Below are 12,594 nucleotides of genomic sequence, written 5' to 3' on the forward strand. Positions count from 1 at the left end.
GCGCATCCGTCCGCTCCGCTACAAGACCGCCATGCGGTTGGCCTTCGAGGACGCCATGCTGGCCATCGGGGTTCCCGAAGATGTCGTCTACGGCGCCGCGCTGAACCACATGAACGGGCTGGCGCGGACGGCGACCTGGAAGGGGACGCGAACAGCGTGAGCGCGGTAGAAACCGCCCGCGAGGTCGTCGCAATTTCCGACCGCATCTCCGTCCTAGAGCGGCAGCTTGAGCAGACCAAAGGGTCCAATTCACGGGCTTCGGCGGTCCTCGGTTACAACCCCAGCTTCACGGTCTACGTTCCAATGGAGACCATCCGCTCGATCCTGAAGAAAGAGCTTCGTGAAAAGCGCGCTCGTCTGCGGGCGTTGCTGGGCGAGTGAGCGACTCCGAGCTGGTCTCCAAGGGGCCTTGCTCGGACTGCGGAAGCTCTGACGCTTGCGCCCTCTACGACGACGGCCACACGCATTGCTTCTCCTGTGGAGTGACGCACGGCGCGTCCCGTGAGGGCTCCAGCTCGGAGCCTCTCAGCCCCGACCTGATCCCCGGCGAGCAGGCCCCGCTCGCATCCCGGCGGCTCGATCTCAAGATCATCGAGAAGTTCGACTACCGGGTCGGCAAACAGCGCGGCGAGACGGTCCAACTGGCCCCCTATCACGACGCCTCCGGGCGCGTGGTCGCGCAGAAGGTCCGCCCCCGCGACAAGAACCGCATGAGCTGGGTTGGCGACAAGAAGGCCGCTCTCCCACTCTTCGGACAAGCCAAGTGGAAGTCCGGGGGACGCATGGTCGTCGTGACGGAAGGCGAGATCGACGCCATGTCCGTGGCCCAGGCGATGGGCGGGACGTGGCCAGCGGTCTCCATTCCGGACGGCGCCCCGTCAGCGGCCAAGGCCATAGCGAAAGCCGCAGCGTGGCTCGAGGGTTTCGACCGCGTCGTCTTCATGTTCGACATGGACGATCCCGGCCGGGCCGCCTCGGTCGAAGCCGCGGCAGTCCTCACGCCGGGCAAGGCCTACATCGCTGAGCTCCCCCTCAAGGACGCCAACGAGATGGTCAAGGCCGGCCGCTCCAAGGAGCTGGTCGACGCCGCTTGGCAGGCCCGCGCGTATCGGCCGGACGGCATCCGGTCGGTCGGTGAGCTGAAGGCAAAGGCGCTTGCGCCTCCAACCTTCGGCCTCCCGTTCCCCTTCCGGACCCTCACGGAGCGCACCTACGGCATCCGTCGGCGGGAGCTCTACACCATTGGCGCCGGCGTCGGGTCGGGCAAGACGACGCTGTTCAAACAGCTCATGTTGTCCGCGATGTTCCCGGCGATGGTCGCTGAGGACCACGAGGGGATGGACCTTCCGCCCGACTGGCAGACCCCGCGCAAGGTCGGCGCGATCCTCCTCGAAGAGGCCCCTGACAAGACCCTGAAGACCCTCGCCGGTATGCGTATCGGCAAGCGCGTCCACGTCCCCGGCGTCGAGTTCGATCCGGCGGAGCTCGAGGCCGCGATGGAGGAGATGGACGGTCTCCTGTTCCCCTACGACCACTTCGGCGCGAAGGACTGGGACGGGATCAAGAACGTCATCCGTTACATGGTCCTCGGCCTGGGGATCAAGGATGTCTTCCTGGATCACCTCACGGCCCTCTTGGCGTTCGCTGAGGACGACCGGAAGGCTCTTGACGTCATCATGGCGGACCTCGCCAGCCTCGTCGAGCAGCATGACTTCACGCTCTACCTCATCAGCCACCTAACCACACCGGACGGGAAGGCGCACGAGGAGGGCGGACGGGTCCTCGAAAAGCAATTCACTGGCGGCCGAGCCATCGCCCGCTGGTCCCACAACATGTTCGCGCTGGAACGCGACAAGCAACGCCCCGACGATCCGACCACGTTCCGCATCCTCAAGGATCGCGAGACGGGCGACGCAACGGGCGTGACGTTTGGCCTCCAGTACGACCGAGACACCGGGCGGCTCTTTGAGGTCGACCTGGAGGAAGAGGTAAAGTTCCGTGACGAAACGCAAGGCCAAGACTTCTGAGATCGACTGGTCGGCCCCCATTGAGCTGGACGATGGAACCCCGGTCCTGCTGTTGGAGGGTCCAAACCGGCACAACCATTACTTGGTCGAAATTCCCCCTGACGCGACCTATCGCCGGGGCGACCCGCCTTATGGCTTCCGCGACTCGTGGTGGTATGAGGCGGATGGGACCTGGAACAGCGGGGATCGGAACGCCTACTACTTCATCCGAAACCGCTCTACGGCCCCCTCCGAAACCCCTAGCGTCGGGATTACCGCCACCCTCGCCGAGCGCGGGTCCCGTTACGGCTCCTTCGCGGACAACGCGCGGTTCGCCCAGAGGCTCAAAGCGCTGATCTCGTCGGCCCCCTCGTGGCCCCACATGACGGACTACCAGCGCGAGGGGATCGAGATGATCCTCTTCAAGATGAGCCGGGCGCTGACCGGCGACCCGGCCTACCGCGACAACTGGCACGACATGGTCGGCTACGCGAAGCTCGTCGACGACCTGATGGCCGCTGAAGAAGCCGCCGCGGTCTGATCCAAGAACAAGGAACCCCCTATGTCCCTGTCCCTTTTCCGCGCCCTGAGAGCTCCCTCCGCGGCTGACCTCGAAGCCAAACTCGAGGTCCTTCAGATCGAAGCTCAGGCGGTCGCCGAAGGAGCACAGCTCCGCAAGGTAACCGTCGAGCGCGCCATCGATGTCCTCGCCACCCGCCACGCCGAACACTCGGCGGAAGAGCGCGCTGCCATCGCGGTCCGTGACCGCATCGGGAGCATCCTGAAGCTCTAATCCAAAGGAGGCCGATGCTCGTCTTCGATACCGAAGGGGACGGCTTTCTCGCGGATATGACAAAGCTCCACTGCATCAATCTCGTCGACCGGGCAACCGGCCGGCGGGAGCGATACAATGAGGGCTTCTACGCGGATGGCACCCCTGCCCCGCGGGACGGCTCCCTGGAAGACGGAGCTCGCCGCTTGATGGAGGCGGAAGACATCGCTGGCCACAACATCATCGGCCACGACATCCCCGCGATCCAAAAAAATCTTCCCATGGTTCCGCCCCAAGGGCCGCATCCACGATACCCTGATCTACGCTCGGGTCATCTGGACCCAAATCCGAGACATCGACCTCCGCGCTATCAAGCGTCGCCGCCGGCCTCGCGAGTTCGAGGAGCTCAAGCTCATCGGCAAGCACTCGCTGGAGGCCTGGGGCTTCCGTCTGGGCGAATACAAGGGGGACTTCAAAGGTCCCTGGGACGCCTTCACGGTCGAGATGGACGAATACTGCGACCAAGACGTCGGAGTGACATGCAAGTTGGTCGAGAAGATCGAAGGGGAAGGCTACTCGCCGACCTCACTCGAGATCGAGACCAAGGTCGCCAAGATCATCGACCTCCAAGAGAAGCACGGCATCCTGTTCGACGTTGAGGCGGCTGAGAAGCTCGCCATCGAGATGACCGGCGTGATGGCCGAGCTCGAGGACAAGCTGCGCGTCGCGTTTCCGCCGTGGGTCGAGCCGGTCCGCTACAAGGGCCAGCCAGTGGTCGTCACTGCCAAGCGCCGAACGAAGGTCCGACGGTGGCGCGAGGACGGCTCCGAGTATTTCGTCGAGTTCGCCAAGGGCGAGACCTACGAGAAGCTCAAGCTGGTCAGCTTCGAGCCGAACTCCCGCGACAAGATCGCCAACCGACTGACCACGCTCTTCGGCTGGCGGCCGCAGGAGTTCACCGAGGGTGGCAAGCCGAAGGTCGACGAAACGACCCTCGACGGGCTGGAGTATCCCGAGGCTGCGCTCCTCAAGGACTACCTGACCCTAGCCAAGCGGCTGGGCTTCCTCGCCACTGGTGACAAGGCCCTCCTCAAGATGGTTGGGCCTGACGGCCGCATCCACGGCCGCGTCAACTCCAACGGCGCCGTCACGGGCCGCATGACCCACTTCAGCCCGAACCTGGCTCAGGTGCCAAAGGTGAAGGTCGACCACGACGGTAACCCGATCCTCGGGCTGGCCGGCGGCTATGGCTACGAGCTCCGCTCGCTGTTCATCGTGCCGAAGGGTAAGAAGCTCGTCGGCGTTGACGCTGAGGGGCTCGAGCTCCGGATGCTGGCCCACTACATGGCCCGCTACGACGGCGGCGCCTACGTCCACAACGTGGTCGACGGCAACAAGGCGGACGCCTCCGACGCACACAGCGTCAACCGGGACGTTGTCGGGCTCAACTCCCGCGACAACGCCAAGACCTGGATTTACGCCTACCTGTACGGCGCCGGGAACTGGAAGCTCGGCTTCATCGCCTACGAAGACCTCGGGGACAACTCCCGAGCCTCGTTCGCGTCGAAGCACCCGGCAGGCGAAGAGCGTGAAGGCGCCCTCAGCCGTCTCGGCTTGCGCGGCCGGCGGAAGATCGAAGGAGGCCTGCCTGCTCTTGGGAAGCTCCAGGAGAAGGTGAAGGAGACCGCTCGAAGCGGGTCACTCCGAGGCCTCGACGGTCGGAAACTGCACGTCCGCGGTCTCCACTCGGCGCTCAACACCCTGCTCCAGGGCGGCGGCGCCATCATGATGAAGCTGGCCTTGGTCCTCGCCTACGAGGAGTTCGAGGCTCGTGGCTGGTCCTTCGGCCGCGAGTACGCCTTCGTCGTAAACGTCCATGATGAGTTCCAAATAGAGGCCGACGAGAACCTTGCGAAGGAGATCGGGTCGATTGCCGCTGACGCCATCCGCAAAGCGGGTGAAGCGTTCGGGCTCCGCTGCCCCCTCGCGGGGAGCTGCGACATCGGGGACCGCTGGTCGGCAACCCACTGACGTCCGCACGGTGATGATCCAGAACGCCCGCGCCCGCGCAAAAGCCGCGGGGGGTGCCGTTCCTGCTCAAAGCCAGCGACATCGTGGTCCCCACACACTGCCCGATCCTCGGGCTTCCTCTGTTCCAGATCACCGGGAAGAAGGGCGGCGGGCCGAACTCGCCGTCCCTCGACCGGATCGAGCCGGAGCTTGGCTACGTGCCGGGCAACATCGTCGTGATCTCGAACCGAGCCAACCGTCTCAAATCAGACGCCAGCATCGAAGAGCTCCGCGCCATCGCGAGCTTCTACGCCACCTTCCAGAGGGGCGTCAGGGTGACTGGAGCGTCTCCGAAAGGAAACCCATGACCGCTTTCAAGAACCGCCTGATTGCCCTGTTCGTCGCCTTTGTGTTCCTGCCCTACGCCGCTGCCGCGAGCTTCGTGTTGGGGAGCTACGAGTTCTACAAGGATGAACTGCCGGCCTTCTTCGACTTCTTCAAGGACGCCTATCGGATCGTCTTCAAGGCGTTCCGCGACGGCGGCCGGGTCGATCTCTGATGCCGGGCTTCATTACCCTCTACGCCGTCAGGTCTGTCGAGGACCCGACCAAATGGCGTTCATTTGGTGAGAGCTACTCAGGCGGCGCGCCTTTTGAAGAGGCTCAGTTTTGGAGGAACCCTAAGTCCGCCGCGAAAGAGGCGCGATATCAGGAAGAGCGTCGAGCGTGGTCTGAAGAGCACGTCAGAGCCGGCAACCACAAGACAGCCGCGTACATGGGACGCTGTGAAGTCGTTCCTGTGCGTATCGAAGAGCCAGCGTGAGCCCCCTCAAGTGGTCCCGAGGGTTCCAGATCGGAGCCCTCATCGGAACCCTTCTCCTCGCCGCCCTTGCGGGCTGGTACTTCTTCATCCGCCCTGTTTCCCTTGCGACTGACGCCGCCCAAGCGCGCGGCAATCAGGTCGTGGCCGAGAGCCAAGCTGCGGCCGGAACGGACTCCCTCAAGATCACCGTGCAGACCCAGGACCGAGTCCGGGAAATCCGCACGATCACGGAGACCTCATCTCGTGACATCCTTTCTGCGCCGGGTGCGGCGGACCGCATTGACCCTGCTCTTCATGCCGCTGGCCTTCGGGCTCTCTGCCTGCGTGACGGCGTCGACGACGCTGTATGCGCAACCGTGCTTCACCCAGATGGCGGAGGCGTCGGGGCTGACCAAGAAGACCCCTCACGCTCCCCTCCCCAGGACTGACCGCGCTGGGGATTGGGTCGATTTCGCTAACAGAGAGAGCGGTCAAGTCGACGAAGCTAACGCCCGCGCTGACGGCCTCGTTGGTATCGGGCGCGCGTGTGATGCTCGCGAAGCTGAAGCAAAGAAGAAGCTCGAGCGCAAGCGCTTCCTGGGGGTCTTCTAATGAGCCGCGCCCTCGCGGTCGAGATCGCGTGGTGTGCCGAGTGCGGAGCCCCGATCTCCGACGGTGAGCACGTCGTGAACTGGGGGTCCTGCGCCGCTTGCTTCGACCTCCACCTCGGCGAGTATTGGCGGAGCCCCCGAGCCGTCGCTCTCCGAGCTGTCGAGGAGCAGGGGATCGGCGAATGAGTTACGATAACCAAACCTACGACAATCGGCCCGTCGGAACTGACCGCGTCGGAAACTGGATGCAGACCTACACGGGCAAGGCCTTCTGGCCTCTCGATCCGCGCCCCGAAGAGGTCGACATCGAGGACATCGCCCATTCGCTCTCAATGCAGGGGCGCTTCGCCGGCCACGCCGATCACTGGTACAGCATCGCGGAGCATAGTGTTTATGTCTCCCGGTTCGTGCCACCGGAGCATGCCCTCCAGGCTCTCCTCCACGACGCCTCAGAGGCCTACGTGGTGGACGTTCCGAGACCCGTGAAGCCCGCCCTGACGAACTATCGAGAGATCGAGGATCGCGTCTGGGGCGCCATCGCGCGTCGGTTTCAACTCCCTATCGAGCTCCATCCGTCCATCAAGCTGGCCGACAACGCCGTCTTGCTGGCGGAGCAGCGAGACCTCCTGAAGCCGCCGCCCATGCCGGGGCTGGTCCCCGGTGAGCCCGCTCCTGGTCTCCGGATCGCCGCCGTCGCGCAGCCGAAGGCGAAGAAGTGGTTCCTGGACCGCTTCCACGAACTCACTGAGGAGCGACACCTTGCAGCCTGACCAACTCCGTCGTGCCTACCACTCGCTGACCCGAGTCGACGAGATCGGGTCGTGGAGTCCAGACCCGAGCCGGCCGGTTTACCTGACGCTATCCGGGACAGACCCGGAAGGTCCCGTGAAGGACACGGGCCGGTTGTTCCTGCGCCTGACCGCGGAGGAGCAGGACCTCGTCGTCCACACGCTTCTCGCGTTTCACGAAGGCCGCCTGGCGCAACTCGGGGTTACCTGGGAGGAGCCGTCGGCGTGACCCGAACGCTCCTGGTTGACGCCGATCTCCTGTCCTACCGATCCTCCGCGGCAACGCAGAAGGGATACAAGTGGGACGGCGAGACGGTGTCGGTCTCGGCGGACTTCGAGGCCGCCAAGCGCTACGCTGAGGACGAGCTCAACCGGCTCATCGACCGGCTCCAGCCTGACGAGATGATCGTGTGCCTATCGGACGACCTGACGTCGTTCCGGAAGGACCGCATCGACCGGACCTACAAGTCCGCCCGCGCGTCCACCGAGCGCCCGGTCTACCTCTACGACGTCAAGGACTGGCTCCGGTCGGAATACATCGTCGAGGAGCGCACCGCGCTCGAGGCGGACGACGTCATGGGGATCATCGCAACGGACCCTTCGCGGACCGATGAGAGGATCATCGTGTCGGCCGACAAGGACATGATGACGGTCCCCGGCTTGCTCTACCGCCCACAGGGCCAGGTCGACGAGAAGGGGCGCCCGCTGAAGAAGCCGCGCATCCTGGACATTTCCGAGATCGAGGCGATCCGGTTCCACTTCTGGCAGACCATCGTCGGCGACACGACCGACGGCTATCCTGGCGCACCCGGCGTCGGCAAGCTGAGCCCCTACGCTCAGGACGTGCTCGAGGCGGAGACCGAGGAGGAGGCCTGGGAGGAGGTCCTGATGGCCTTCGCCCATGTCGGCCGCGACGAAGACGCTGCGATCCGTCAGGCCCGCCTCGCGCGCATCCTCCAATACCGGGACTATGACGGCCGGAGCCCGCTCCTCTGGCTTCCGCCCGCCTACGATCCCGAAGACGTTAATTAGGGGACGCCTAGAGGAGACGTAGAAGCTCCTCATAGCCTCCTATTGGCAAGCCCTCCTCGCCCTCGCCCAGCAACACCCAGTAGCAGCCGTCTGTACGGTGAAGCGCGGGGTCAACTTGCGTGGGGCGGGGGCTTTTTTCCTTGAGAGGCCGAGTGACCGCTTTCCCGAACTCCGTCGACGATCTCCTTGACGAGCTGGATCGACGTTTCCCCGAGCCCGCCATCGGGCCTGACACAACGATGGACCAAATCAAGTACGGCGCCGGTCAACGGTCCGTCGTGCAATTCCTGAAGCAATGGCGAGCGCGGCCCTACGAGGAGCCGCCGAGCGCCCGACGAGGAGCCGGCCGCCGTGTGCGTCGTGAAGACCCCTAAAATCCAAACGCCGACCGACAGCAACAAGCCGCTGCCGGTGCTACGGAACCCCCTTCTGGACGGCCTCGACCAGTCCATCCGCTCGACCCGCATGGGCCGCTCCTCACTGAGGATCGACCGCGGCGGCGACGAGACGAACACCCGGTCAGGCATCCGCATCCCGATCATGGGAAACTGAGGTAGCCCTTGGCGACCGCAGCGCAGACGTACAACCGCCTCAGCAAGGCCCGCAACACGGTCCTGACATCGTCTCGAGAAGCGGCGCGCGTCACCATCCCCGGACTGATCCCTGAAGAGGGCAGTTCGGACCCGCACGACGTCACGGAGCAGCCCTACACCTCCGTCGGCGCACGCGGCGTGAATAATATCTCGGCCAAGCTCTTGGTCACCATGTTCCCTCCGGAGCGCACCTTCTTCCGCCTCGACGTCGATCAAGACACGGCGGAAGAGATGGGTTCCAAGATCGGGGACGTCCAGGCGGCGCTCGCCGGCATCTCCCGAAAGGCGATGGTCCTAGCGGAGCTTTCCCGCTCCCGCACTATCTGGATGGAGGTCTTCCGGCACCTTGTGGTGGCCGGGAACGTCCTCGTCTATCACCCCGACGACGGGACCCGGATGCGTATGTGGCGTCTGGACCAGTACGTGGTCCGCCGCAACGCCCAGGGCGACATGATCGAGGCGGTGATCCGCGAGGAAGTCTACCCCTCCGAGCTTGAGGAGGCCATTCGGGCCGCCGTCGAGATCGAAATTGAGGAAGACGAAGACCCCTCGAAGGCATCCGCGAAGGAAGAGAGGAAGGTCCCCCTCTACACGTACATCCGCCGGGTCAAGGATCAGGTGGAGCACTGGGAGGAGATCAACGACATCGAGGTACCCGGCTCGCGCGGGTCCGTCAAAGTCGACGACGCTGGCTGGCAAGCCCTTCGGTGGCAGGCCGTCCCCGGCTCCGACTACGGTCGGTCCTATGTGACCGAGTACGCAGGCGACCTCCTGACCCTCGAGGACGCCTCGCAGGCTATCCTGAAGTTCGGAGCCGAAGCCGCCCGCATCCTCCGCATCGTCGATCCGAACTCGGGCATCGACGTAGAGGAGCTTGCGACGGCCGAGTCCGGCGACGTGCTCACCGGGTTCGCGGATCGGATCAAGACGCTCCAGCTCGACAAGTCGATGGATTTCGACGTGCTCTGGAGTATCGCCCAGTCCATCGAGCGGCGGCTGAGCCAGGCCTTCCTCCTGACGACGAACGCCATCCGCGATGCGGAGCGCGTAACGGCTGAGGAAATCCGGGCCATCGCCTCGGAACTCGAAGACGCGCTGGGAGGAACCTATACCGTCCTCTCGTCGGAAGTGCAGCGGCCATACGCCCAGCGGCTCCTCTACATCCTGAGCCGCCAGAAGAAGGCCCCGAAGCTCCCGCCGAGCGTCACGCCGGTTATCGTCACCGGGTTCAACGCCCTCGGGCAGAACCACGAGACGGCGGCTCTACGCGACTGGCTGCGCGATCTCCGGGAGACTCTCCCGGAGAGGCCGCGCTGGACTTCCTCGACAAGCCTGAGATCGCCAAGCGTCTTGGCACCGGCAGAGGCGTGCAAGCCGTCGAGACCCTCATCAAATCCCCCGAGGCCATGGAGGCGGATCAGACGAACGCCGCCGCTGGGGACATCGCCACCGCCGTCGCCCCGCAAGTGGCGAAGGGGGCGATGGACGCAATGGCCGCTCAATAGGAGACTGAATGTCGAAACCAAATCGGGCCGCTTCGACGGCCCCTCAGCCTGAGCCGGTCGTAGAGCCGGTCGTGACCGAGCCGGAGCAGCCGAAGATCGAGGTCGAGACGGCCATCGAGGCGGTCGAGCCGGAAGTGTCGGTCGACACGAACATCAAGCTCATCGACAACACCGATCTCCCGCCCGCGGAGGCCCCCAAGGCTGACCGCGAAGAGAGCTTCAAGCTTGACGGCGGGATCGTACACACGGTTCGGTATTGATCGCCATGGAGGGCAAAGAGGATCAGATCGAGCTGTCGGAAGAGACCCAGCGTCTCGCCGAACTCGGCCGTAACGGCACCACGCCGGACACCGCTCCGGAAACCGACAAGCCTACCCGCCCCGACAACGTCCCGGAGAAGTTCTGGGACGCCGAGAAGGGCGAGGTGAACCAGGAGGCGCTCCTCAAGAGCTACCTCGAGCTCGAGAAGGGCCGAGGCAAGCCCGAGGGCGATCCTCCCGCTGACGACGCCAACGCGGTGGACCCCGACGGTGATCCGGACGGTGATCCGGACGCCGATACCGGCGAGAAGCAGGACCCGCCCAACGAGGCCCTGACGTCGGCCATCGCGGCCGCTCAGGAGGCCTACGCCACCGCAGGCGGCGACCTTCCGCAGGAGCACAAGGACGCGCTGGTCGCGGCCGGCATCCCTGCCGAGGCCCTCGAGACCTACATCGCGGGCGTCAAGGCGACGGAGCGGGCTCTTGAAGCCTCCGCTCACGAAGCCGCCGGGAGTCCTGAAGCGTTCGCTGAGGCGACCGCGTGGGCGGCCGAGAACTGGTCTCCGGAGGAGATCGCCGCGTTCAACGCCTCGGTCGGTAATCCGGCGCTCGTGAAGACCACCGTGAAGGGCCTCATGGCTTCCTTCAAGGAGGCCAATCCGGGCGAAGGCAGGCTCACGAACATCAATAACGGCCCCGTCACCGGGGAAGTCTACACGGACAAGAGCGAGTTCTTGAAGGACCTCGCCGCGGCTGACGCGGCTGGTGACAAGGCCGCCCGCATCAAGGCCGTGCAGAAGCTCGAACGGTCGAAGAAGGCCGGCACCGTCAAGGAGATCACTCCGCGGTCCGGCCCCTTCCGCCGATGACGCGATGGTCCTGGTCGGCGCGCGGATAGATACCGCAGCGCACTGATCGGGACGGGGACAGTTGGCCCGCCCCTCACTCGCCCAACAACCCTCAAGCGGACGCGCTCAGGGGGACGCCCGTGGAACTCGGGCTATTCCTGCCCGGAGAGACGCCCCTGACGGGGCCAAACAGCAGAGCGGATAGTGGTCGAGCGCGAAAGCGCAGAGGACGCTCCTCGGAAGGCCGCTGTCTCTCCGGATTATACCCAAGCTGCCAAAAGATAATCCGAAGCGGGGGCCGGCTGCGGCCGACAACCCCACTCACGCGCGGACCTTGAGGAACAACGGGACCCAAGAAACCCAACCTCAACAAAGCACGAAAGTAACATGGCAAATAGCAATCCGTCGCGTCCGGCCCTTCGCCAGGGCGGTAGCGACGTTACCGAGCTGATGCTCGATGTCCGCGGCGGCGAGGTCCTGACGGCCTACAACGCTACCACGGTCATGGACTCGCGTCACAAGACGCAGCAGCTCTCCGGCGCCAAGTCGGTCAAGTTCCCCGCCTTCTGGAACGCAAGCGCAGAATACCACGTCCCCGGCGTGGAGATCACTGGCGGCCAGATCGCCTCGCAGGACGTGACCGTCACGCCCGACGACAAGCTGATCTCCTCGGTCTTCGTGTCGGACGTGGATGAGGAGCTCTTCGACGTCAACGTCCGGTCGCCCTACACTGAGGCCATCGGCCGCGAACTGGCCGAACACTCGGACGCGAACATCATGCGTGCGGTCATCCTGGCCTCGCGCGGCGGCGCTCTCTTCACGGGCGACAGCGGCGGCTCGAGCCTGACCTCGGCCGGCTTCGCGACCACCGCAACGACCCTCTTCGACGGCTTCAGCCAGGCGAAGGAGGCGATGGATACCAAGCGCGTCCCGGTGGACACGCAGAAGGTCTACGGCCTCCTGCTCCCGGCGCAGTGGTATCTGCTCGCCCGGTCGGACCGGAACCTCAACCGTGACTACAACGGCGGCGCGGCTTCGATCCAGAAGCACACGCTGAGCACCATCGACGACATCGAAATCCTGAAGTCGAACGTCGCCTCGCGCGTCTTCGGCGTCAACGACAGCTCGAACACCGCGATCCCCTCGTACTATCGCGCTGACTTCACGAACACTCGTGGCATCGTGTGGACCGAGTTCGCGGCGGCTTCGGCAGTCGTGCAGGACCTCGGCTTCCAGATGGTCGATCAGCCCGAGAAGCAGGGCATCCTGATGATCGGTCGCCAGATGCGCGGCACGCGCGCTCTGCGCAACAAGTGCGCGGTCGAACTGAAGATCGCTTAACTCGCACACCTAAAGGGGTCGGGCCTT

Annotated in this window: 17 protein-coding genes; all 17 read left to right on the forward strand. The window is 64.8% G+C overall.

The window, feature by feature from the left end; genetic code table 11:
• The first annotated feature begins 31 nt into the window (after window positions 1–31).
• Window positions 32–160, forward strand: coding sequence for a hypothetical protein (locus tag LRS08_RS08030; protein ID WP_257844162.1), 129 nt, complete (start codon window positions 32–34; stop codon window positions 158–160).
• Window positions 157–381, forward strand: coding sequence for a hypothetical protein (locus tag LRS08_RS08035; protein ID WP_257844161.1), 225 nt, complete (start codon window positions 157–159; stop codon window positions 379–381). Before LRS08_RS08030 ends, LRS08_RS08035 begins: the two co-directional genes overlap by 4 nt.
• On the forward strand, window positions 378–2,027 hold the full coding sequence (locus LRS08_RS08040) for a toprim domain-containing protein (RefSeq protein ID WP_260481544.1): 1,650 nt from the start codon (window positions 378–380) through the stop codon (window positions 2,025–2,027). Before LRS08_RS08035 ends, LRS08_RS08040 begins: the two co-directional genes overlap by 4 nt.
• Entirely contained in the window at window positions 1,999–2,547 is a 549-nt protein-coding gene (locus LRS08_RS08045; protein WP_257844159.1) for a DUF6378 domain-containing protein, read from the forward strand. The genes LRS08_RS08040 and LRS08_RS08045 overlap by 29 nt, the downstream gene beginning before the upstream one ends.
• 21 nt (window positions 2,548–2,568) lie before the next feature.
• Window positions 2,569–2,799, forward strand: a complete 231-nt coding sequence (locus LRS08_RS08050; protein ID WP_257844158.1) for a hypothetical protein — start codon at window positions 2,569–2,571, stop codon at window positions 2,797–2,799.
• A 525-nt stretch (window positions 2,800–3,324) separates the two neighbouring features.
• Window positions 3,325–4,809: a DNA polymerase gene (locus LRS08_RS08055; RefSeq protein ID WP_260481545.1), complete on the forward strand. Its 1,485-nt coding sequence runs from the start codon at window positions 3,325–3,327 to the stop codon at window positions 4,807–4,809.
• Between the two features lie 53 nt (window positions 4,810–4,862).
• Window positions 4,863–5,156, forward strand: coding sequence for a hypothetical protein (locus LRS08_RS08060; protein WP_260481546.1), 294 nt, complete (start codon window positions 4,863–4,865; stop codon window positions 5,154–5,156).
• Window positions 5,153–5,347, forward strand: a complete 195-nt coding sequence (locus LRS08_RS08065) for a hypothetical protein (RefSeq protein ID WP_257844154.1) — start codon at window positions 5,153–5,155, stop codon at window positions 5,345–5,347. The genes LRS08_RS08060 and LRS08_RS08065 overlap by 4 nt, the downstream gene beginning before the upstream one ends.
• Window positions 5,348–5,889: 542 nt before the next feature.
• On the forward strand, window positions 5,890–6,201 hold the full coding sequence (locus tag LRS08_RS08070; RefSeq protein WP_257844153.1) for a hypothetical protein: 312 nt from the start codon (window positions 5,890–5,892) through the stop codon (window positions 6,199–6,201).
• Between the two features lie 181 nt (window positions 6,202–6,382).
• Entirely contained in the window at window positions 6,383–6,970 is a 588-nt protein-coding gene (locus tag LRS08_RS08075) for a hypothetical protein (protein WP_257844152.1), read from the forward strand.
• A gap of 115 nt (window positions 6,971–7,085) precedes the next feature.
• Window positions 7,086–7,217 carry a hypothetical protein gene (locus LRS08_RS08080; RefSeq protein WP_257844151.1) on the forward strand — a complete coding sequence of 44 codons (132 nt, stop codon included), beginning with the start codon at window positions 7,086–7,088 and terminating at the stop codon, window positions 7,215–7,217.
• Window positions 7,214–8,020 carry a hypothetical protein gene (locus tag LRS08_RS08085; protein WP_257844150.1) on the forward strand — a complete coding sequence of 269 codons (807 nt, stop codon included), beginning with the start codon at window positions 7,214–7,216 and terminating at the stop codon, window positions 8,018–8,020. Before LRS08_RS08080 ends, LRS08_RS08085 begins: the two co-directional genes overlap by 4 nt.
• Before the next feature lie 351 nt (window positions 8,021–8,371).
• Complete coding sequence (locus tag LRS08_RS08090; protein ID WP_260481547.1) at window positions 8,372–8,572, forward strand: hypothetical protein; 201 nt, start codon at window positions 8,372–8,374, stop codon at window positions 8,570–8,572.
• A gap of 8 nt (window positions 8,573–8,580) precedes the next feature.
• A complete protein-coding gene (locus LRS08_RS08095; protein WP_260481548.1) occupies window positions 8,581–10,170 on the forward strand; it encodes a portal protein in 1,590 nt (529 codons plus the stop codon).
• A 19-nt stretch (window positions 10,171–10,189) separates the two neighbouring features.
• Entirely contained in the window at window positions 10,190–10,378 is a 189-nt protein-coding gene (locus LRS08_RS08100) for a hypothetical protein (protein WP_260481549.1), read from the forward strand.
• Window positions 10,375–11,247 (forward strand): hypothetical protein, encoded by an 873-nt coding sequence (locus LRS08_RS08105; protein WP_257844147.1) that lies wholly within the window; start codon window positions 10,375–10,377, stop codon window positions 11,245–11,247. The genes LRS08_RS08100 and LRS08_RS08105 overlap by 4 nt, the downstream gene beginning before the upstream one ends.
• A 366-nt stretch (window positions 11,248–11,613) precedes the next feature.
• Entirely contained in the window at window positions 11,614–12,567 is a 954-nt protein-coding gene (locus LRS08_RS08110) for a hypothetical protein (protein ID WP_260481550.1), read from the forward strand.
• Window positions 12,568–12,594 lie beyond the last annotated feature (27 nt).

The sequence above is a fragment of the Sphingomonas sp. J315 genome (assembly GCF_024666595.1).
In the GTDB taxonomy this organism is placed as follows: Bacteria; Pseudomonadota; Alphaproteobacteria; order Sphingomonadales; family Sphingomonadaceae; genus Sphingomonas.

What these genes read in the sequence shown, in the direction of transcription:
- LRS08_RS08030 (WP_257844162.1), top strand. Translation starts at nt 32, where the DNA reads ATGCGGTTGGCCTTCGAGGACGCCATGCTGGCCATCGGGGTTCCCGAA.
- LRS08_RS08050 (WP_257844158.1), top strand. Translation starts at nt 2,569, where the DNA reads ATGTCCCTGTCCCTTTTCCGCGCCCTGAGAGCTCCCTCCGCGGCTGAC.
- LRS08_RS08065 (WP_257844154.1), top strand. Translation starts at nt 5,153, where the DNA reads ATGACCGCTTTCAAGAACCGCCTGATTGCCCTGTTCGTCGCCTTTGTG.
- LRS08_RS08075 (WP_257844152.1), top strand. Translation starts at nt 6,383, where the DNA reads ATGAGTTACGATAACCAAACCTACGACAATCGGCCCGTCGGAACTGAC.
- LRS08_RS08110 (WP_260481550.1), top strand. Translation starts at nt 11,614, where the DNA reads ATGGCAAATAGCAATCCGTCGCGTCCGGCCCTTCGCCAGGGCGGTAGC.